At 37.2% G+C, this 20,496-nt stretch carries 19 protein-coding genes and 4 tRNA genes; 21 read left to right on the forward strand and 2 right to left on the reverse strand.

Going from position 1 to position 20,496, the window contains the following annotated elements; genetic code table 11:
* Positions 1-32: 32 nt before the first annotated feature.
* From ILT06_RS31260 to uvsE, 10 genes are all read left to right on the forward strand, one after another.
* Positions 33-143, forward strand: a complete 111-nt coding sequence (locus ILT06_RS31260) for a DUF3948 family protein (RefSeq protein WP_001083700.1) — start codon at positions 33-35, stop codon at positions 141-143.
* A 310-nt stretch (positions 144-453) separates the two neighbouring features.
* Positions 454-1,572 carry a 4-hydroxyphenylpyruvate dioxygenase gene (gene hppD / locus ILT06_RS31265; protein ID WP_000810916.1) on the forward strand — a complete coding sequence of 373 codons (1,119 nt, stop codon included), beginning with the start codon at positions 454-456 and terminating at the stop codon, positions 1,570-1,572.
* Between the two features lie 66 nt (positions 1,573-1,638).
* Positions 1,639-2,595 (forward strand): fumarylacetoacetate hydrolase family protein, encoded by a 957-nt coding sequence (locus ILT06_RS31270; protein WP_064475238.1) that lies wholly within the window; start codon positions 1,639-1,641, stop codon positions 2,593-2,595.
* On the forward strand, positions 2,561-3,733 hold the full coding sequence (locus ILT06_RS31275) for a homogentisate 1,2-dioxygenase (RefSeq protein ID WP_064475237.1): 1,173 nt from the start codon (positions 2,561-2,563) through the stop codon (positions 3,731-3,733). Before ILT06_RS31270 ends, ILT06_RS31275 begins: the two co-directional genes overlap by 35 nt.
* Positions 3,734-3,964: 231 nt before the next feature.
* A complete protein-coding gene (bcaP, locus tag ILT06_RS31280; RefSeq protein ID WP_000809356.1) occupies positions 3,965-5,380 on the forward strand; it encodes a branched-chain amino acid transporter BcaP in 1,416 nt (471 codons plus the stop codon).
* A 108-nt stretch (positions 5,381-5,488) separates the two neighbouring features.
* Positions 5,489-6,760 carry an MDR family MFS transporter gene (locus tag ILT06_RS31285; RefSeq protein WP_064475236.1) on the forward strand — a complete coding sequence of 424 codons (1,272 nt, stop codon included), beginning with the start codon at positions 5,489-5,491 and terminating at the stop codon, positions 6,758-6,760.
* 369 nt (positions 6,761-7,129) lie between these two features.
* On the forward strand, positions 7,130-8,215 hold the full coding sequence (locus ILT06_RS31290; RefSeq protein WP_000161438.1) for a D-alanine--D-alanine ligase: 1,086 nt from the start codon (positions 7,130-7,132) through the stop codon (positions 8,213-8,215).
* A 60-nt stretch (positions 8,216-8,275) separates the two neighbouring features.
* The gene (murF, locus tag ILT06_RS31295) at positions 8,276-9,652 is read left to right on the forward strand and encodes a UDP-N-acetylmuramoyl-tripeptide--D-alanyl-D-alanine ligase (protein ID WP_064475235.1); all 1,377 of its coding nucleotides are present in this window, start codon (positions 8,276-8,278) and stop codon (positions 9,650-9,652) included.
* A gap of 305 nt (positions 9,653-9,957) precedes the next feature.
* Positions 9,958-11,544, forward strand: a complete 1,587-nt coding sequence (cshA, locus tag ILT06_RS31300) for a degradosome RNA helicase CshA (protein WP_000206596.1) — start codon at positions 9,958-9,960, stop codon at positions 11,542-11,544.
* A gap of 92 nt (positions 11,545-11,636) precedes the next feature.
* Entirely contained in the window at positions 11,637-12,599 is a 963-nt protein-coding gene (uvsE, locus tag ILT06_RS31305) for a UV DNA damage repair endonuclease UvsE (RefSeq protein WP_088048235.1), read from the forward strand.
* On the opposite strand, the gene ILT06_RS31310 is transcribed toward uvsE, so the two are convergent.
* A complete protein-coding gene (locus ILT06_RS31310; protein WP_064475233.1) occupies positions 12,592-13,164 on the reverse strand; it encodes a rhomboid family intramembrane serine protease in 573 nt (190 codons plus the stop codon). The two genes, uvsE and ILT06_RS31310, sit on opposite strands and share 8 nt — an antisense overlap.
* 92 nt (positions 13,165-13,256) lie before the next feature.
* Here ILT06_RS31310 and acpS point away from each other — a divergent pair, with 92 nt between their 5' ends.
* From acpS to ILT06_RS31340, 6 genes are all read left to right on the forward strand, one after another.
* Positions 13,257-13,616 carry a holo-ACP synthase gene (gene acpS, locus ILT06_RS31315; protein WP_000635044.1) on the forward strand — a complete coding sequence of 120 codons (360 nt, stop codon included), beginning with the start codon at positions 13,257-13,259 and terminating at the stop codon, positions 13,614-13,616.
* Positions 13,617-13,772: 156 nt separating this feature from the next.
* Positions 13,773-14,723 (forward strand): LolA family protein, encoded by a 951-nt coding sequence (locus ILT06_RS31320; protein WP_149173330.1) that lies wholly within the window; start codon positions 13,773-13,775, stop codon positions 14,721-14,723.
* A gap of 118 nt (positions 14,724-14,841) precedes the next feature.
* Complete coding sequence (alr, locus tag ILT06_RS31325) at positions 14,842-16,011, forward strand: alanine racemase (protein ID WP_000390587.1); 1,170 nt, start codon at positions 14,842-14,844, stop codon at positions 16,009-16,011.
* A 308-nt stretch (positions 16,012-16,319) separates the two neighbouring features.
* The gene (locus tag ILT06_RS31330) at positions 16,320-16,607 is read left to right on the forward strand and encodes an antitoxin EndoAI (protein ID WP_000004570.1); all 288 of its coding nucleotides are present in this window, start codon (positions 16,320-16,322) and stop codon (positions 16,605-16,607) included.
* A gap of 4 nt (positions 16,608-16,611) precedes the next feature.
* Positions 16,612-16,962 carry a type II toxin-antitoxin system endoribonuclease NdoA gene (gene ndoA, locus ILT06_RS31335; RefSeq protein WP_000635963.1) on the forward strand — a complete coding sequence of 117 codons (351 nt, stop codon included), beginning with the start codon at positions 16,612-16,614 and terminating at the stop codon, positions 16,960-16,962.
* Between the two features lie 68 nt (positions 16,963-17,030).
* Positions 17,031-19,199 carry a Tex family protein gene (locus ILT06_RS31340; RefSeq protein ID WP_064475232.1) on the forward strand — a complete coding sequence of 723 codons (2,169 nt, stop codon included), beginning with the start codon at positions 17,031-17,033 and terminating at the stop codon, positions 19,197-19,199.
* A 57-nt stretch (positions 19,200-19,256) separates the two neighbouring features.
* Here ILT06_RS31340 and cmpA read toward each other — a convergent pair whose 3' ends face one another.
* Positions 19,257-19,373, reverse strand: coding sequence for a cortex morphogenetic protein CmpA (gene cmpA / locus ILT06_RS31345; RefSeq protein WP_001143642.1), 117 nt, complete (start codon positions 19,371-19,373; stop codon positions 19,257-19,259).
* Positions 19,374-19,562: 189 nt separating this feature from the next.
* Here cmpA and ILT06_RS31350 point away from each other — a divergent pair, with 189 nt between their 5' ends.
* The 5 genes from ILT06_RS31350 to ILT06_RS31370 all read left to right on the forward strand — a co-directional run bounded on the left by ILT06_RS31350 (position 19,563) and on the right by ILT06_RS31370 (position 20,473).
* Positions 19,563-20,027 (forward strand): SprT family protein, encoded by a 465-nt coding sequence (locus ILT06_RS31350; RefSeq protein ID WP_141669113.1) that lies wholly within the window; start codon positions 19,563-19,565, stop codon positions 20,025-20,027.
* Positions 20,028-20,141: 114 nt separating this feature from the next.
* A tRNA-Asn gene (locus ILT06_RS31355) sits at positions 20,142-20,216 on the forward strand.
* A 3-nt stretch (positions 20,217-20,219) separates the two neighbouring features.
* A tRNA-Ser gene (locus ILT06_RS31360) sits at positions 20,220-20,310 on the forward strand.
* Positions 20,311-20,318: 8 nt separating this feature from the next.
* Positions 20,319-20,393: transfer RNA gene (locus tag ILT06_RS31365), tRNA-Glu, on the forward strand.
* 4 nt (positions 20,394-20,397) lie between these two features.
* Positions 20,398-20,473, forward strand: a tRNA-Val gene (locus tag ILT06_RS31370).
* Positions 20,474-20,496: the final 23 nt, after the last annotated feature.

The raw sequence follows: 20,496 nt of genomic DNA on the forward strand, positions 1-20,496 counted from the left end.
AAATCATACAAAATGAAAGGAGAATGAGGAATATGAACAGTGAACAAGTGTTACAAGTAACAAAAACAGATTTATTAGGATCATTAGGTGGAGCGGTAGTATTAACATCATTTATTTTATTCCTTGCAAATGTATTAGTATGAGACATATAAATACAATCATTCAAAAAAAATAAAGACTCTAGCATATTAGTAAGTAGTTAATATGTTGGGGTCTTTTTTGTTTTCCTCTCATATATATCTTCAAGTATTAATATTCCCTCCGTCATGTAAAGAGAAAAAAGTCGAATTTTATATGTAAGAAAAAAAGAGGAATTTGACAGAAAAGATAGAAAATTTTAAAGGTCAGAATTTGTTAGCTTGCTAACTAATTTCTATTAATTGATGTTGGAAGCGTTTTCGGTTGGTTTTAAGTATGGACCATTTAATCTATTTACAGGGGGATGAGAATTTTATGAAACAAAAATCTATGGATACGCTAGCTGCACAAATGGAGGACTTTTTTCCGGTACGTGATGTAGATCATTTGGAATTTTACGTAGGAAATGCAAAGCAATCAAGTTATTACCTTGCGAGAGCATTCGGTTTCAAAATTGTGGCTTACTCTGGATTAGAAACTGGTAACCGTGAAAAGGTATCTTATGTTCTTGTGCAAAAAAATATGCGTTTTGTTGTGTCTGGAGCTTTAAGTAGCGATAATCGTATCGCAGAATTTGTAAAGACACATGGTGATGGTGTAAAAGATGTTGCTTTACTTGTTGACGATGTTGACAAAGCATACTCGGAAGCTGTGAAACGTGGTGCCGTCGCGATTGCTCCACCTGTGGAATTAACAGACGAGAACGGTACATTGAAAAAAGCAGTTATTGGTACGTATGGTGATACAATTCACACGCTTGTAGAGCGTAAAAATTATAAAGGAACATTTATGCCAGGATTCCAACAGGTGGAGTTTAATATTCCGTTTGAAGAGTCAGGTTTAATTGCTGTAGACCACGTAGTTGGTAATGTTGAGAAAATGGAAGAATGGGTTAGCTATTATGAGAATGTTATGGGCTTTAAACAAATGATTCATTTTGATGATGACGATATTAGTACAGAGTATTCAGCATTAATGTCGAAAGTTATGACAAATGGAAGTCGTATTAAGTTCCCTATTAACGAGCCAGCAGATGGAAAGAGAAAATCGCAAATTCAAGAATATCTAGAATTCTATAATGGAGCAGGTGTACAACATCTTGCTTTATTAACAAGCGATATTGTTAAAACAGTGGAAGCGCTTCGTGAAAATGGCGTGGAGTTTTTAGATACACCTGATACTTATTATGATGAGTTAAGTGCGCGAGTTGGGAAAATTGATGAAGAAATTGATAGGTTAAAAGAATTAAAGATTTTAGTAGATCGCGATGAGGAAGGATACTTACTACAAATCTTTACGAAACCAATTGTAGATCGTCCAACTTTATTTATTGAAATTATTCAACGTAAAGGTTCTCGCGGATTTGGAGAAGGGAACTTTAAAGCATTATTTGAATCAATTGAAAGAGAACAGGAACGTCGCGGAAACTTATAAGATTTGTATCCACCAGCAAAAGTCTCTTTGCTGGTGGAAATTTCATTTTTATAGGGAGGAATCATGATGAAATTTGTTACATTTCGTCTTCCTTCGAAAGAAATGCGAGCTGGATGGCTTGAAGGTGACAAAGTAATTGATATCAATCTTGCTAGTGATGGAAAATTACCTTCTTCTATGTTCGCCTTTTTAGAGAAAGCGGATGAGTATGTAGAAGTATTGCGTAATATAGAGAATCCAGAAAAGGGTATATATTCCTTAGAGGAAGTGCAATTAGCGGCGGCAATTCCTAATCCGAGTAGTATTCGGGATTTTTACGCGTTTGAACAGCATGTAAAAACGGCCCGCGGCCGGAGAGGGCTAGAGGTTGTACCTGAATGGTACGATATCCCGGTTTTTTATTTTACGAACCATCGTGCTGTAATTGGTCCGGATGATTTTGTAATTGGTCCGAAGAAATCTAAAAAGCTTGATTATGAGTTAGAGATCGCTTGTGTAATTGGGAAAGAAGGAAGAAATATTTCTCGTGAGCAAGCAGAGGAATACATTTTTGGTTATTGTATTATGAACGACTGGAGTGCAAGGGACTTACAAGCAACAGAAATGAAGGTAGGACTTGGTCCAGCAAAAGGAAAAGATTTTGCAACTTCATTAGGAGCGCACCTTGTTACGAAAGAGGAATTGGATGTTTATCGTAACGGTGACCGTTATGAGTTAGAGATGACTGCTCATGTAAATGGAAAGCTATTATCAAAGGGGAACTTCCAAGATATTTACTATACATTTGCTGAAATGATTGAACGTGCTTCGGAAGACGTTACGTTATATCCAGGCGATGTGATTGGTTCTGGGACAGTAGGAACAGGTTGTGTTTTAGAATTGGGTACGGAAGAGTGGCTGCAAGATGGGGATGTTGTAGAACTTACGATTACTGGTTTAGGTACGTTACGTAATACGGTCAAAAAAGAAATGGAAGCAGGTGATGGGCATGTTTTATCGTCACATGGGGGAGCTACCTCATAAACGACATGTACAATTCCGTAAAAAAGATGGGTCGCTTTATCGCGAACAGGTAATGGGAACAAAAGGTTTTTCTGGTACGCAATCTATTTTGTACCATCATTATATGCCAACGGAAGTAGGTCATGCGGCATTATCTCATTCTTGTCAGTTGCAGTATGAAGAAGATGTAGCTCTTGCTCATCGTCATTTTCGCACAAAAGAAAATAAAAAAACTGGCGATGCAGTAAGCGGAAGAAATTTTATGCTTGGGAATGAGGATTTATTAATTGGAATAGTGGCTCCAACAGAAAAAATGGACTATTTCTACCGTAATGGTGATGGTGATGAAATGTTATTTGTTCATTATGGAACAGGGAAAATTGAAACGATGTTTGGAACGATTCACTATCGAAAAGGTGATTATGTAACAATCCCAATTGGAACGATTTATCGTGTTATTCCAGATGAAGGAGAGACTAAATTTCTTGTTGTAGAGGCAAATAGTCAAATCACAACGCCGCGTCGCTATCGGAATGAATATGGACAATTGTTAGAGCATAGTCCGTTTTGTGAGAGAGATATTCGTGGTCCTGAAAAATTAGAGACGTATGATGAAAAAGGTGAGTTTGTCGTAATGACAAAGTCGCGAGGGTATATGCATAAACATGTTTTAGGGCACCATCCGTTAGATGTTGTTGGTTGGGATGGCTATTTATATCCGTGGGTCTTTAATGTAGAGGACTTTGAACCAATCACAGGTCGTATTCATCAGCCACCTCCAGTACATCAAACGTTCGAAGGTCACAATTTCGTTATTTGTTCTTTCGTACCACGTTTATACGACTATCATCCAGAATCTATTCCGGCACCATATTATCATAGTAACGTGAATAGTGATGAAGTACTGTACTATGTAGAAGGAAACTTTATGAGCCGGAAAGGTGTGGAAGAAGGTTCTATTACACTTCATCCGAGCGGAATTCCTCATGGGCCGCATCCTGGTAAAACAGAGGGAAGTATAGGGAAGAAAGAAACACTTGAACTAGCTGTTATGATAGACACGTTCCGTCCGCTTCGTATTGTAAAGCAAGCACATGAAACAGAAGATGAAAAATATATGTATAGCTGGATTGAAGAAGGGTCACATACTATGAAATAGGTAAAAAGAGGCATGCTCAATAAGTGAGCATGCCTCTTTTGTGGAATCGACATGTATAATAATACCAAAAAAAAATACGGAAAGATATATAGAAACAACGATAAGGATATTGTATGTTCCGAAAGATTTCTACTTATTTCGACAAAAGTATTGACTGGGGAAAGTACAATGAGTAAAATAAAAAAGCGAATTAAAAATTTTCAGAAAATTTAAAACTTGGAGGAGCATGCTATGAAGCAAATTTTTCAAAAGAAGCCTATTGCAAAGCTAATGCAAGAGAGTAAGCAAAAGACGTTAGCAAGAACATTGGGTGCATTGGATTTAACTATGCTTGGAATCGGGGCAATTGTTGGAACAGGTATTTTTGTTCTAACGGGCGTGGTAGCAGCAAAACATTCTGGACCAGCTATTATATTATCATTTGCGATAGCCGCGTTAGCCTGTGCCTTTGCTGCATTTTGTTATGCTGAATTCGCTTCTTCAGTTCCTGTCTCAGGCAGTGTGTATACGTACACATATGCGACGATGGGAGAGGTATTCGCATTTTTAATTGGATGGGACTTAATGCTTGAGTATTTACTCGCTACATCTGCTGTAGCAAACGGTTGGTCCGCTTATTTTCAATCTTTATTAAAGGGATTTGGGATCCATATTCCTACCATTCTCTCCTCGGCCCCTGGTACAGGAAAGGGTGGAATAATTGATTTGCCTGCGGTTCTAATTATTTTAGTGATGACAGTTCTTTTATCTAGAGGTGTTCGTGAAAGTGCACGAATAAATAACATTATGGTGTTTATTAAATTAGCGGTTGTTCTCATCTTTATCTTTGCTGGTTTTAATTATGTAAAACCTGAAAATTGGACACCTTTTATGCCGTTTGGCTTAGATGGTGTAATGGCTGGAGCTGCGACAGTGTTCTTCGCATTCATAGGATTCGATGCAGTTTCAACGGCAGCAGAAGAAGTGAAACGTCCACAACGTGATTTACCAATTGGCATTATTGCATCTTTATTAATTTGTACGGTTCTTTATATTGTTGTTTCACTTATTTTGACAGGAATTGTTCCATACGGACAGTTAAATATATCAGATCCAGTTGCTTTTGCACTTCAATTTATTGGACAAGATAGTTTAGCGGGAGTAATTTCAGTAGGAGCAATTACAGGAATCACAACAGTAATGTTAGTTATGATGTATGGGCAAGTACGTGTTTCGTATGCAATGAGTAGAGATGGATTATTGCCGAAGCGCCTTGCTAAAGTCCATCCAAAATTTAAAACACCATTTTTAAATACATGGACAACAGGAATTATTGCAGCACTTATTTCAGGATTAATAGATTTAAATGTGTTAGCGCATCTTGTAAATATGGGGACTTTATCAGCCTTTGCACTTGTAGCTGTTGCTGTTATTGTAATGAGAAGAACTCATCCTGATTTACCAAGAGCATTTAAGGCACCGCTTGTACCATTTTTACCAGCATTAACGGTGATTTTTTGTTTATATTTAATGCTTCAGTTATCCGGAACTGCTTGGATTAGTTTTGGGGTATGGATGGTTATCGGTATTGCGGTTTACTTCTTATATAGCCGAAAACATAGTGCTTTAAATAATAGTAAAGACGAAGAGGATGCAGCAAATTTATAAGTTGAAAAATCCATTCTAATTCTGTTAGGATGGATTTTTTATTCTGAAAATTTACATTTTTCTGATTGTGTATATAATATAATTGTTGGGGAACTGAGGGGTGAATGTATGAAAAATACGTGGCGTGAGTTAAGGGAGATGGACCGAAACATATGGATTCGGTTTATTGGCGAAACGTTAAATGGAATTGCAATGATGATGTTGATGCCTTTTTTTGCACTATATTTAAAAGATAAGGTGGATTCGTTATTGGAAGTAGGGGTTATTATGGCACTTTCTCCGATTGCCGCAAGTTTCGGTTCTCTTCTTGGTGGGAGGATTGCTGATATATATGGAAGAAAGCCAATAATGATCTTTTCAATGGTGAGTAATGCTTTGTTCATGCTAGGTTTTTTATTTATAGAAGGATTTATTCCTTATGCTATTTTATCTATTTTTTTAGGACTCAGTAATTCATTATTCCATCCCGCTGCATCAGCGATGGTTGCGGATGTAACAGCACCTGAAAAAAGAACCGAGGCATACGGTTTATTGCGGATGGGGTACAATATAGGTGCTGCAATTGGCCCGATAATGGGTGCTTCAGTAGTTATGTTGTCGAAGAACCTTGTGTTTATTATTGCCTCGTCTACGATGTTATTTTATGCATTACTTGTATTCATTCTTATTCAAGAGACAATGCCAAAGGGCGCGAATAAAGAAGAGAATAAAGAAAAGGAATCAGGGGCGGTTTGGAAAATTGTAATGAGAGATAAGGCACTAATGATTTATTTGTTAGCAGGTATCATTATTTCGATGGGATTTTCTCAAACAGAAGGTATGTTGCCGCTGCACTTTGATAATGAAATGAAAGGCATTTTTGGAACTAACAATCCATATCCATATTTAATGGCTTTAAATGGACTATTAGTTGTGTTGTTCCAATTTCAAATTTCAAAATGGGCCACAGATAAACCTGTCGGAAAGACGATGTTATATGGTGCATGTTTGTTCGGGATTGGTTTGTTCTTTATAGGATGGTTACCGAAGTGGTTTGGAGAATTTGATGCAAATGCTACGATTATTTTAATAACGTTGCTGTTCGTTTATGCCATATATACGTTAGGTGAGATGATTATGTCGCCTGTACAGATGACGTTTGTAGCGAATTTGGCTCCTGAGCACTTGAGAGGGACTTATATGGGAGCTGCAAGTTTGCAGTGGATTACAGGAGGCGCATTCGGTCCACTTCTTGGTGGTTTTTTATTGGATCGATTACTTGGCCACTTTCTATTTACAATTTTAGCTGTAGGATGTGTAGTTGCAGGTATTGTATATGTTTCTTTAGATCGTCTCGTTGAGCAAAGGCAAAAAGGCAAACTGACCAAACAATCTTCTTAATGAGTAGATGACATACACAAAAAGGGGATTTCTACATATTTTAGGTACATAACTAGATTGGATTACAATTTTATCCCACTATTTGTGGGCAGTAAGACTTCCACCTCAAAATTCGGCGGGAGATAACTGCCCGATTGGTGCGGGCTGATAATTAGTGGGGATGGCCCCTCGTTAATGAAAGTTTCACTGTATTTTAGAATTTAATTTTGTATATTTATGAAGAAAGTTAAGTAGAAAAAGTATAGAAAACCAATAAGTGGTGTCATTTAATTATTTGTGGAAGTTACATTTTATTTCAAATAGGAACTACCTATTTTTATAAAAAGTGCTAAAATAGAAAAATGAAAACAATTGGTTAGGGTGATTTCAGTGACAAAAATTAAATTAGGTTTATTATATGGTGGAAAATCAGCTGAGCATCAAGTTTCGCTACAAACGGCTCTTGCTGCTATTAAAGCATTAAATCAAGATAAATTCGAGATTCATCCAATTTATATTACAGAACAAGGTCAATGGGTGCGCGGTGAGCGTATTGAAGGTGAAGTAACAGATGTTGAAGTTCTAAAAATGAGCGGCGCAGAAAATGCGATTTCTCCGCTATCATTAAGTACAGAAATCATTCCATCTGCAGCTTCTGAAGAAAATGCTATTGACGTTATTTTCCCATTATTACATGGACCAAATGGTGAAGATGGAACGGTTCAAGGATTATTAGAATTAATGAACATTCCTTATGTAGGAAATGGTGTTCTAGCATCAGCTGCTGGTATGGATAAAGTTGTTATGAAAAACATCTTCGCAGAAGCTGGATTGAAACAAGCGAAGTATGCATCGTTTATTCGTAGTGCATGGGAAAAAGATTGTGAAACAGCATATGAAAAAGTAGAAGAAGTTTTAGGATATCCTTGCTTCGTAAAACCAGCAAACCTTGGTTCAAGTGTTGGTATTAATAAGTGTAAAAATCGTGAAGAGCTTGAGAATGCATTTGAAGAGGCATTCCAATTTGACCGCAAAATTATTGTAGAAGAAAATATCGTTGGACGTGAAGTAGAAGTTGGTGTATTAGGTAATGATGAACCGAAATGTTCAGTTGTAGGTGAAATCGTACCGAAAAAGGACTTCTATGATTATAAGTCGAAATATATCGATGGCGATACAGCATTAATTATTCCGGCTGAAATGACAGAAGAAGAGTCTAATGTCATTAAGCGAGATGCAATTATTGCATTCCAATCGTTAGATAGTGCTGGCTTAACAAGAGCTGATTTCTTCTTAACGAAAGATGGAGAAGTATATATTAACGAAGTGAATACGATGCCAGGGTTTACGCCGTTTAGTATGTTCCCTCTACTATGGCAACATACTGGATTACCGTATCCGGAATTAATTGAAGAGCTAATTCGTTTAGCGATTGAGCGTCACGAAGAAAAACAAAAAATTAAATATACAATCTAACAAAAAAGGAGGAAGCACTATTCGCAGGAATAGTGCTTCCTCTATGTAAGGAGTGTTCTCATGATAAATCGAACGTTAAAACAAGTAGAACAGATGGTAAATGGTACGGGATTAGCAGAGCAATATGAGGGAATTACTATACAAGGAGTGTCTATTGATACGAGAAAAATCGAAAAAGGCAACCTATATGTTCCGATTCAAGGTGAACGTTTCGATGGACATGCTTTTGTAGATAAAGCCGTTGAAAATGGAGCTGTGGCGACATTATGGATGAAAGATGTAGCAAATCCACCTAAGAATCTTCCCGTTATTTTTGTAGAAGACACGCTATCGGCATTACAAATGTTAGCGAAAAACTATCGCGATCAATTGGATGTGAAAGTTATTGGTGTGACAGGGAGTAATGGTAAAACATCTACAAAAGATATTGTAACAAGTCTTCTTGCAACTAAATTCAAAGTTCAAAAAACAGAAGGCAACTTTAATAACCATATCGGGTTACCTCTTACTATTTTAAACTTAGAAGAAAATACAGAAGTAGCTGTATTAGAAATGGGTATGTCAAGCCAAGGGGAAATTGAATTCTTATCTAAGTTAGCTCGTCCAAATGCAGCTATCATTACGAACATTGGTGAGGCACATTTAATGGACTTAGGCTCTCGTGAGGCAATTGCTGAAGCGAAATTAGAAATTGTGACAGGATTACAAGAAGGTGGAGTGTTCGTATATAACGGAGATGAGCCATTATTAACAAATCGTGTTCCTGAAATGAATTTAATAGCTGAAACAGTTACTTTTGGCGATGCTAGAGCAAATGATTACTATCCAACGACTGTAACATTACAGGCAACTGGGACACATTTTAAAATGAATAGAGAAGAAAATATTTCATTTTACTTACCAGTATTAGGAAAACACAATGTGTACAATACGCTTGCTTCAATGGCAATTGCGAAATATTTTGGTGTAACGTGGGAAGAGATGAAAGAAGGTTTAGTAACACTTCAAATGACAGGCATGCGTATGGAAATTGTAAAAACAAATAGTGGATTAACAATTATCAATGATGCTTATAATGCAAGTCCGACAGCTATGGAAGCAGCATTCCACTTAATGAACGGTTTAGATGGATTTGCTAAGAAGATCGTTGTACTCGGTGATATGTTAGAGCTTGGAAATCAAGAAGTACAGTTTCATTATGAAGTCGGTAAATTAATCGATCCAGCAAAAATTGCATATGTGTTCACATATGGTAAATTAGGGGCTCAAATTGCTGAAGGAGCAAAAATTAATTTCCCTATTGAGCGTGTAAAAGCGTATGATAATAAAGAAGAGCTAGTAAAAGAGTTACAAGCAGTAGTTGATGTTAAAGATGTTGTATTAATAAAAGCATCTCGCGGCATGAAATTGGAAGAAGTAATTACGATGTTGAAATAATTGGTGTATATAAATAGGGATGATAGATGCGAAAATAGAAGAAACTTATAATAAGCGCTTACAGTAAATATAAAAAAATAAAAGTGAAGAAAAAAACTCTGAATATGAAAATAAGGTAACAGTTGGGTTTGCTTTTTGCACATACAAAACTTATAATTGATAAAGTGTAATAACGTTTAGAAGTATTTTCGCGAAGAATATACGCCCGTTTATATACGTGAGCATTCAGGAAAAGGGCTTTTCCGCAAATTCGGAAAACGCCTTTTTTTAAATGATAAGTATAGGATAGAAAAGGAGAAGTAACATTGACAACATTTCGAGAATTAGGATTAAGTGAGTCTTTACTACAATCTGTTGAAAGTATGGGCTTTGAAGAGGCTACGCCGATTCAAGCTGAAACAATTCCACATGCATTGCAAGGTAAGGATATTATTGGGCAAGCGCAAACAGGTACAGGGAAAACAGCAGCATTCGGATTACCACTATTAGATAAAGTGGATACAAATAAAGAAGCAGTTCAAGGTATTGTTATCGCGCCAACGCGTGAATTAGCAATTCAAGTTGGAGAAGAGCTGTACAAAATTGGTAAACATAAACGCGTTCGTATTTTACCAATCTATGGTGGTCAAGATATTAACCGCCAAATTCGTGCTCTAAAAAAACACCCACACATTATTGTTGGTACGCCGGGTCGTATTTTAGATCATATTAACCGTAAAACACTTCGCTTACAAAACGTAGAGACAGTTGTTCTTGACGAAGCGGATGAAATGTTAAACATGGGCTTCATTGAAGATATTGAAGCGATTTTAACAGATGTGCCAGATACACATCAAACATTATTATTCTCAGCGACAATGCCAGATCCAATCCGTCGTATTGCTGAGCGTTTCATGACTGAGCCTCAACACATTAAAGTAAAAGCAAAAGAAGTAACAATGCCAAACATTCAGCAGTTCTATTTAGAAGTGCAAGAAAAGAAAAAGTTTGACGTATTAACACGCTTATTAGATATTCAATCTCCAGAGCTTGCAATCGTATTCGGTCGTACAAAGCGTCGTGTTGATGAATTATCAGAAGCATTAAACTTACGTGGTTATGCAGCAGAAGGTATTCACGGTGACTTAACACAAGCGAAGCGTATGTCTGTATTACGTAAATTTAAAGAAGGTGCTATTGAAGTTCTTGTTGCAACAGACGTTGCTGCACGTGGTCTTGATATTTCAGGCGTAACACATGTATATAACTTCGATATCCCACAAGATCCAGAATCATACGTTCACCGTATCGGTCGTACTGGCCGTGCAGGTAAAAAAGGTATTGCAATGTTATTTGTAACACCACGTGAATCAGGACAATTAAAAAATATCGAGCGCACTACAAAACGTAAAGTTGATCGTATGGAAGCACCGACACTTGACGAGGCATTAGAAGGTCAACAACGTTTAATCGCTGAAAAACTTCAAAGCACAATTGAAAATGATAATTTATCATACTACAAGCGTATTGCAGAAGAAATGTTAGAAGAGAATGATTCTGTAACAGTAGTAGCTGCTGCTTTAAAAATGATGACAAAAGAGCCAGATACAACTCCAATCGCTTTAACATCAGAACCACCAGTTGTTTCAAGAGGTGGCGGTTCTAAAAAACGTGGCGGTAACGGAGGCGGATACCGTGATGGTAACCGTAATCGTAGTCGTGACGGACGCGGCGGTGGCGATGGTCGTAACCGTGATCGCAATCGTGATGGTGGTAGCCGTGGTGGCGATGGCCGTAACCGTGATCGCAATCGTGATGGTGGTAGCCGTGGTCGTAAAGGTGAAGGTCAAGGTCGCCCTGGATCTTCAAATGGACGTGGCGAAAGAAAACATCATAGCCGTCCACAAGCTTAATAAAAAAGAGAATGCCCTTTGCTGGCATTCTCTTTTTTTATTTCTGTAATTGTACATACTACATAATAACTTGTGTAGAAAAGAGGTGCTACATGCTTGTAAGACTTGGGTATGTTGCGATGAGTGTACATTTAAAGAATGCATCTCCATCTCAAACGATGACATATGCGCAGTTTCAACGAATTGATGATCGGGAGGCTGCAATTCGTAAACTCGAAAGAATTGCTAATTCGAATTTAGAAAATTGTTTACGGTTATTAAAGCATAATAAAGGGCATGATATATCTTTCTTTCGGCTTAGTTCCAAACTTGTTCCTTTGGCGAATCATGAGGAGTTGTTAGAGTGGAACTATATTCGCCCCTTAAAAGAAAATTTAAAAGTGCTAGGTGATTACGCTATTCGAATGAATATGCGTATTGATTTTCATCCAGATCATTTTGTTGTGCTGAATTCACCTGAGAAGAATATTTTTAAACAATCTGTAAAGACATTGCAGATGCATAAAAAATTATTAAAAGGTATGGGAATTGCACATAAGCAACGATGCGTATTACATGTGGGTGGAGGTTATAACGATAAGGAACTCGCATTAGAACGATTTATAGAAAATTGGTCAAGTGTTCCAAGAAGTATCCAAGAGATGATCATATTAGAAAATGATGATACGACTTTTTCTTTAGAAGAAACATTGTATTTAGGTGAAAAATTAGATATTCCAGTCGTGTTTGATTTGCATCACCATATGATGAATAATGATCGAGAAGATTGGCATGAAGATTGGGCGCGTGTTGTACATACGTGGGAATCGTCTTTGTTACCGGTGAAAATGCACATTTCTAGTCCTAGAGAGGGAAAAGACCCGAGAGCACATGCGGACTTTATTAATGTAGATACTTTTTTATCTTTTTTAAAAAAGATAAAGGGAAGTGTTTCGCAAATTGATTGTATGATTGAAGCGAAGAAGAAGGATGAGTCTTTATTTCAATTAATGAGAGATTTAAGTAAACAAACAGATGTAGAAATTGTCGATGGTGCGAGCTTTTATATTAAATAAGCTCTGCACCATCGAATTTTTTTGTTAATAAAGGGGTGCAAATACCGCCAATGATCAATCCTGTTAAATGGCTTATAGGGTTAGCAGAGGGATTGAAGAAAGTGAATAGTAGTAATATACATATCATGATTGAAAAAATAGCGATGTCTCTTGGATTGGAAGAACGATATCGACTATACAATAGAAATAATTGTGCACCTAGCAATCCGAAAATACCACCAGATGCTCCGGCATGAATATATTCAAGAGGCATAATGAGATAAGAAGAAATATTTCCAAGAATACCAGAAAGGAAAAAAATAATAATGAAAGAAAAGTGTCCTAGTTGTTTTTCAATAGAAGAGCCAAGCACAAATAAACAAATACTATTAGAAAGGAAATGTTGTAAGTCTACATGTACAAGTAAGGAAGTTATGAGACGCCACCATTCTCCTTTAGCGATATATTCATTGTAGGATGCCATAGGAAAGAGAAGGAAGTCGCTTGACATAATCATGACTAATTGTATGAGAAGTAAAGCGATGACGATTGGTTGTAAGGAAATGCGGGCAGAAGGTATTAGCATGTTGTGAGTATCACTCCTTTTGCATCAGAAAGATTCTCTGTTATTCTTACAATATGAAAAAAGAAAGCTAAATAGAAGAAGGGGATTTTGAAATGATTGTAGGAATTGGAATCGATATTATTGAATTGAATCGAATTGAAAAAATGCTAGATGGAAAACTTAAATTTATGGAGCGTATTTTAACTGAAAGTGAACGTAATGTTGCTAAGGAGCTGAAGGGAAGTCGCCTTACAGAGTTTGTAGCTGGAAGATTTGCAGCGAAAGAGGCGTATTCAAAAGCGGTAGGAACTGGTATTGGAAAAGAAGTAAGTTTTTTAGATATTGAAGTAAGGAATGATGATAGAGGTAAGCCGATTCTCGTTACAAGTACAGAGCATATTGTTCATTTATCAATTAGTCATAGTAAGGAATTTGCTGTTGCTCAAGTTGTTTTAGAAAGCTCGTCACGCTAGTCTGCATATTTTATATCTTTGTCTCATATATTTGATGTAGCGATAAGGAAGGTACATCTTCCATTCATTTATAGGGGCAAAGGGGCTGAAGTGATGAAAAGGCGTCTGTTTTTAGTTCTTGTCGGTTTATTAACCGTTTTTGTGTTGGCGGGTTGTATGGAAAAGAAACAAGATGATGTTGTGAGAGATTTAGAGGCGAAAGTAAAAGGGATGAAAAGTTATCAAGCTGAAGCGAAATTATCTATTAAAACAGGAAATGAGCCTCAGGAGTACAAGGTAGAAATATGGCATAAGGAACCTTCTTTTTATCGTGTGAATTTGCAGAATGCGAAAAAAGATCAAAGCCAAATTATTTTAAGAAATGAAGAAGGGGTATTTGTATTAACGCCAGCACTTAATAAGAGTTTCCGTTTCCAAAGTGATTGGCCGCAAAATAGTAGCCAGGCTTACTTGTATGAATCCCTTGTGAGAGATATTTTACAGGATAAGAAAAACCTTACTTTTGAAAAAACAGATAAGTATTATATTTTTAAAACAAAAACAAACTATCAACATCAAAACATGTTGCCGAAACAAGAGATTACATTGAAGAAAAGTGATTTAACACCAGTTTCGGTGAAGTTAATGGATAATGATCAAAATGTTCTTGTGAAAGTAGATTTCTCAAAAGTGAAATTTGATGCGAAATTTGATAAAGGTGCATTTGATACGAAACAAAATATGTCTAGAGCGCAAGTAGATGTTCAAACAACAGCGAAAGAAGACAAACCATTTGCTATTTTGTATCCGCGTGATACGCCGCAAGGTATGGTTTTGAAAGATGAAAAAGAGTTGAAGACAGACAGTGGCAAGCGTGCGATACTCACATACACTGGAAGTAAGAAATCCTTTACTTTGATACAAGAAAAGGCAAAAGTTGCAGAGGCTTCGTCAGCGATAAGTGTGAGCGGAGAATTGGTTGATCTTGGTTTCACGATTGGTGCATTGACGAAAGAATCTGTAACGTGGTCGCATAACGGAGTAGAATATATGCTCGTGTCTAAAGGTTTAGAGCCGAAGGAGCTATTAATGGTTGCTCGTTCAGTTACAGAGAAGCAAGTGAAGTAAACTTCTTAGACGTGGTGATATATGTGCACCACGTCTTTTCTTAGTTTGAAGGGTGGATTTCATAAAAGAAGCATATAAAAGAATAAGCTTCGCATATCGTGTATAAGGAAGTGTATTTATGGAAGAAGCACCATTTTACCGTGACACTTGGGTGGAAGTGGATTTAGATGCGATCTATAACAATATTACACACATTAAAGATTTCATTCCAAGTGATGTAGAGATTTTTGCTGTAGTCAAAGCGAATGCATATGGACACGATTATGTACCGGTAGCTAAAACGGCATTAGAAGCAGGGGCGACAAGGTTAGCGGTTGCCTTTTTAGATGAAGCTCTAGTGCTTCGAAGGGCTGGTATTACTGTACCGATTTTAGTGTTAGGTCCTTCCCCGCCTCGTGATGTCAATGTAGCTGCTGAAAATGATGTAGCGTTAACTGTTTTTCAAAAAGAATGGGTAGATGAAGCGATCAAACTTTGGGATGGTTCATCTACAATGAAATACCACATTAATTTCGATAGTGGTATGGGGAGAATTGGAATACGCGAACGAAAAGAATTAAAAGGGTTTTTAAAGAGTTTAGAAGGTGCGCCGTTTTTAGAATTAGAAGGAGTTTATACACATTTTGCAACAGCGGATGAGGTGGAGACTTCTTACTTTGATAAGCAATATAACACATTTTTGCAGCAGTTAAGTTGGTTGAAAGAGTTCGGAGTGGATCCTAAGTTTGTCCATACAGCTAATAGTGCTGCAACGCTACGTTTTCAAGGGATTACATTTAATGCAGTACGAATTGGCATTGCGATGTATGGGTTATCCCCGTCTGTAGAAATACGCCCTTTTTTACCGTTTAAATTAGAACCGGCGCTATCGCTGCATACGAAAGTTGCTCATATTAAACAGGTGATTAAAGGGGATGGGATTAGTTATAACGTCACTTACCGAACGAAAACGGAAGAATGGATTGCAACTGTTGCGATTGGATATGCAGATGGATGGCTTAGAAGATTACAAGGGTTCGAAGTGCTTATAAATGGTAAAAGGGTACCGATTGTAGGTCGAGTAACAATGGATCAATTCATGATACACCTTCCTTGTGAAGTGCCGCTTGGTACGAAAGTTACACTCATTGGAAAACAAGGTGATGAGTATATTAGTGCTACTGAGGTTGCTGAATATTCCGGGACTATTAATTATGAAATTATTGCAACGATAAGCTTCCGTGTGCCGAGAATATTCATACGGCACGGCAAGGTTGTAGAAGTAATCAATTATTTGAACAATATATAGAATGTAGTATGATTTGCTGCTTGTCATTTGAGAGGACTGTTCATTGGTTAAGAATAAGCTCATTTTGATGAGAAGCTTTTTACTTATCATTACTTTTAACATAATTTAACGTGAATTTTGCAGGGGAACTCTTTCGTTTCTTGTTTGTAATAAGATAAAAATAAAAGAATATGAATGTTTTGTTTGTGAATTGGAAAACATAAGCAAGGAATAAGGAAGTCTTTGCAACAGGCTCCATACAATGGTATTATTACAATAGGTGTCATATATATATTTGGGTGTGTAGTTGACGGTGGAGGTGTATTTTTGTGTCCGAATCAAGTGTAACTACTGAAATCGTGGTTCGGTTGCCAAAGCAAATGGTAACGGAATTGGACGGAATTGGAAAACAAGAGAATAAGAATCGCCATGAACTAATTTGCCAGGCAACACAACTGTTATTGCGTCAACATAAGACGAAGAAACGCTACCAACATGAATCAATGCGACGTGGGTACATTGAAATGGGAAAAATTAATCTTGGTATTGCATCGGAAGCTTTCTTAGCAGAGTATGAAGCAGCTCATACAGTAGAACGCTTAGTTAGCGGGGGGTAATATTTTGATTGTAAAACGCGGCGACGTGTATTTTGCAGACCTTTCCCCAGTTGTTGGTTCTGAGCAAGGAGGCGTTCGTCCGGTTCTTGTCATTCAAAATGACATCGGAAATCGTTTTAGTCCAACGGTGATTGTAGCGGCTATTACTGCACAGATTCAAAAAGCTAAATTACCCACTCATGTGGAAATTGATGCGAAAAAGTACGGTTTTGAGAGAGATTCTGTTATTTTACTTGAGCAGATTCGAACAATCGATAAGCAGCGCTTAACGGACAAAATCACTCACTTAGATGAAGTGATGATGATTCGTGTAGATGAAGCGCTACAAATTAGTTTAGGACTAATAGATTTTTAAATCGGCAGTTTAAGTTGCTCTCTTTACAGGGCAACTTTTTTTTATTATAGAGGAGGTTACGGTTGTATATGGAGATGGTAGATAATCGACAAGCGTTAATGAAAATGTTAGTGAAGGAATTAGGCTTTACCGAAAAGCAAGTTCGTCATGTTATTCAATTAACAGAAGAAGGTAACACAGTTCCATTTATTGCTCGTTACCGAAAAGAATGGACAGGCTCTTTAGATGAAGTGCAAATTCGTACAATTTTAGAGAGATGGCAATATATGATGCAGCTTGAAGATAGGAAAGAAGAGGTTCTTCGTCTTATTGATGAGAAGGGGAAACTGACAGGAGAGTTACGTCAGCAAATTGTTAAAGCTGTAAAGTTGCAAGAAATAGAAGATTTATATCGTCCATATAAAGAGAAAAGAAGAACGAAAGCAACGATTGCAAAAGAAAAAGGACTAGAGCCGTTAGCTGAATGGTTATTGTTATATAAGAAAGAAGATCCAAATCAGAAGGCAGTGGAGTTTATTAACGCAGAGAAAGAAGTGCAATCTGCAGAAGAAGCATTACAAGGTGCCCAAGACATTATTGCAGAAATCGTTTCAGATGAAGCAGCTTATCGTAGTTGGATTCGTAATGTTACTTTTAGAAAAGGTGTTATGTCTTCGTCCGTAAAAGATGAAGAGAAAGATGAAAAGAATATATATGAAATGTATTACAGTTATGAAGAACCGTTGCAGAAAGTAGTACCGCATCGTGTATTAGCGATGAATCGCGGTGAGAAAGAAGATATATTGAGAGTTTCTGTTGTTCCACCAGTAGATGAGATAGTAACTTTCTTATATAAGAGAGTAATTCGTGATAACGATTCTAAAAGTGCACATTATGTAAAGTTAGCAATTGAGGATGGTTATAAACGATTAATTCAATCCTCCATTGAAAGAGAGATTCGAAAAGAATTAACAGAAACAGCTGAGGAACAAGCGATACATATTTTCTCTGAGAACTTACGTAATTTGTTATTACAACCTCCAATGAAAGGAAAGGTTGTGTTAGCTTTAGATCCTGCATATAGAACGGGTTGTAAATTAGCTGTTGTAGATGATACGGGGAAGGTTCTATATATTGATGTTATTTATCCGCATCCACCTGTTCGTAAATATGAAGATGCAAAAACGAAAGTTCTTTCCATTATAGATAAATATCAAGTTGAAATGATTGCGATTGGGAATGGTACAGCTTCTAGAGAGTCGGAAGAATTTATAGTTGATGTATTGCAAAATGTGAAACAAGAAGTCTTCTATATTATTGTGAACGAAGCTGGTGCGAGCGTGTATTCGGCCTCCGATTTAGCTCGTGAGGAATTTCCGAATTTACAGGTTGAAGAAAGAAGTGCTGTTTCTATTGGGAGACGTCTGCAAGATCCACTTGCTGAACTTGTGAAGATTGATCCTAAATCAGTTGGGGTTGGACAATACCAACATGATGTATCTCAAAAGAGATTGAATGAATCATTAACATTTGTAGTAGAGACGGCAGTTAACCAAGTCGGTGTGAATGTAAATACAGCTTCAGTTGCGTTATTGCAATATGTTTCGGGTTTATCGAAAACTGTTGCGAAAAATATTGTGGCAAAGCGTGAAGAAGAAGGGAAATTTACAAAACGAACAGACTTAAAGAAAATACCGCGTTTAGGTGCGAAGACATATGAACAATGCATAGGTTTCTTACGTATATTAGAAGGGGCAAATCCGTTAGATCGAACGGGTATTCATCCAGAACAATATAAAAATGTTGAATTGTTATTGAAGAGTCTAGGGTTATCAAAAGATGACGTAGGACAATTGCAATTACAAAAGAGCTTAGAAGAAGTGGAGATTTCTAAGTTATCGCAAGAAACGGGAGTTGGGGAGCCGACATTAGTTGATATTATAGATGCGCTCATTAGTCCAGAGCGAGACATGAGGGATGAGCTGCCTAAACCGCTTCTGAAAAAAGGGATTTTGAAATTAGAAGATTTAAAACGTGGTATGGAACTGGAAGGAACAGTTCGTAACGTTGTTGATTTTGGTGCTTTTGTTGATGTAGGTGTAAAACAAGATGGTTTAGTACATATTTCTAAACTAAGCAAACAGTATGTGAAGCATCCGTTAGATATTGTATCTGTCGGACAAATCGTCAAGGTATGGGTAGATGATATTGATACGAAAAAAGGTCGCGTTGCACTATCCATGTTGCCGATTGAATAGTAAGAGAAGAGAGCAGATGAAACTGCTCTTTTTTTATGGGATAAAACGTGTAATGGATTATGAGCTTTGATGTATTTTGCTATAATAAAACCAGCATTCATTTAGTAATTTAATTTGATACCGGTTTTTTTCAAAATATGCGCGTTGCATTTGTTTTTTTAGCCACGTAGGCATAGGAATCCCTCCTTGTTTAATCCTACTCTCAAAAATCTAAGGTACTATTGATGAGAGGTTGGTGAGTGGATTTCTATTCATGCTATATTTTTAGAAACCACGCTTCTTGAATGAGGATGGGTATATGTACTATTTAATATATGTATAAGGGAGGAGAAAAGTGTAAAAATATTTTTTAGTTTAGGAGGAATGAGAGTGGATGAGCAAGAAATACAGCGTCTGGTGGAAGAAGTATCACTACAATACTTCGGAATGCCATTTTTACATAGAGCTATGTTCAACAGTAGGTTGCGAACAACTGGTGGACGTTATCTATTGAATACACACAATATTGAACTGAATTATCGATATTACGAAATGTATGGGAAAGAAGAGTTAGTCGGAATCATTAAACATGAGCTTTGTCATTATCACTTACATATTACAGGAAGGGGCTATAAGCACCGGGATAGAGATTTTCGTGAATTGTTAAAAGAAGTTGATGCGCCACGCTTCTGTAAACGAATAATTAATGAAGAGAAGGAAAAAAAGGTTTATACGTATGAATGTATGGGCTGTTCGCTTCAATATGTAAGAAGACGTCAAATAAATACAAAAAGATATGTCTGCGGAAAGTGTAAAGGGAAACTGAACCTGATAAAGAAAATATCTTGACAGTGAAAACGCAATCCAGTATATTATAAACATGTCACGTTTGTACAAGATGTTGTGAAAAAAAATCTTGACTTACGATAAGAAATTTTATAAGATACAAATTGTCTTTATTATTCCGCAGTAGCTCAGTGGTAGAGCTATCGGCTGTTAACCGATCGGTCGTAGGTTCGAGTCCTACCTGCGGAGCCATACAGAGAAGTACCCAAGTGGCTCAAGGGGCTCCCCTGCTAAGGGAGTAGATCGCTAACGCGGTGCGAGGGTTCGAATCCCTTCTTCTCTGCCATACATACTGGCCCGTTGGTCAAGTGGTTAAGACACCGCCCTTTCACGGCGGTAACACGGGTTCGAATCCCGTACGGGTCACCACTTCGGAGGATTAGCTCAGCTGGGAGAGCACCTGCCTTACAAGCAGGGGGTCGGCGGTTCGATCCCGTCATCCTCCACCATATAAATTATATAAATAGTATCA

The sequence above is a fragment of the Bacillus sp. 17RED48 genome, assembly GCF_019837545.1.
GTDB lineage: Bacteria > Bacillota > Bacilli > Bacillales > Bacillaceae_G > Bacillus_A > Bacillus_A wiedmannii.

What these genes read in the sequence shown, in the direction of transcription:
- ILT06_RS31260 (WP_001083700.1), top strand. Translation starts at nt 33, where the DNA reads ATGAACAGTGAACAAGTGTTACAAGTAACAAAAACAGATTTATTAGGA.
- hppD (WP_000810916.1), top strand. Translation starts at nt 454, where the DNA reads ATGAAACAAAAATCTATGGATACGCTAGCTGCACAAATGGAGGACTTT.
- ILT06_RS31270 (WP_064475238.1), top strand. Translation starts at nt 1,639, where the DNA reads ATGAAATTTGTTACATTTCGTCTTCCTTCGAAAGAAATGCGAGCTGGA.
- ILT06_RS31275 (WP_064475237.1), top strand. Translation starts at nt 2,561, where the DNA reads ATGTTTTATCGTCACATGGGGGAGCTACCTCATAAACGACATGTACAA.
- bcaP (WP_000809356.1), top strand. Translation starts at nt 3,965, where the DNA reads ATGAAGCAAATTTTTCAAAAGAAGCCTATTGCAAAGCTAATGCAAGAG.
- ILT06_RS31285 (WP_064475236.1), top strand. Translation starts at nt 5,489, where the DNA reads ATGAAAAATACGTGGCGTGAGTTAAGGGAGATGGACCGAAACATATGG.
- murF (WP_064475235.1), top strand. Translation starts at nt 8,276, where the DNA reads ATGATAAATCGAACGTTAAAACAAGTAGAACAGATGGTAAATGGTACG.
- uvsE (WP_088048235.1), top strand. Translation starts at nt 11,637, where the DNA reads ATGCTTGTAAGACTTGGGTATGTTGCGATGAGTGTACATTTAAAGAAT.
- ILT06_RS31310 (WP_064475233.1), bottom strand. Translation starts at nt 13,164, where the DNA reads ATGCTAATACCTTCTGCCCGCATTTCCTTACAACCAATCGTCATCGCT.
- acpS (WP_000635044.1), top strand. Translation starts at nt 13,257, where the DNA reads ATGATTGTAGGAATTGGAATCGATATTATTGAATTGAATCGAATTGAA.
- ILT06_RS31320 (WP_149173330.1), top strand. Translation starts at nt 13,773, where the DNA reads ATGGAAAAGAAACAAGATGATGTTGTGAGAGATTTAGAGGCGAAAGTA.
- alr (WP_000390587.1), top strand. Translation starts at nt 14,842, where the DNA reads ATGGAAGAAGCACCATTTTACCGTGACACTTGGGTGGAAGTGGATTTA.
- ILT06_RS31340 (WP_064475232.1), top strand. Translation starts at nt 17,031, where the DNA reads ATGGAGATGGTAGATAATCGACAAGCGTTAATGAAAATGTTAGTGAAG.
- cmpA (WP_001143642.1), bottom strand. Translation starts at nt 19,373, where the DNA reads ATGCCTACGTGGCTAAAAAAACAAATGCAACGCGCATATTTTGAAAAA.
- ILT06_RS31350 (WP_141669113.1), top strand. Translation starts at nt 19,563, where the DNA reads ATGAGAGTGGATGAGCAAGAAATACAGCGTCTGGTGGAAGAAGTATCA.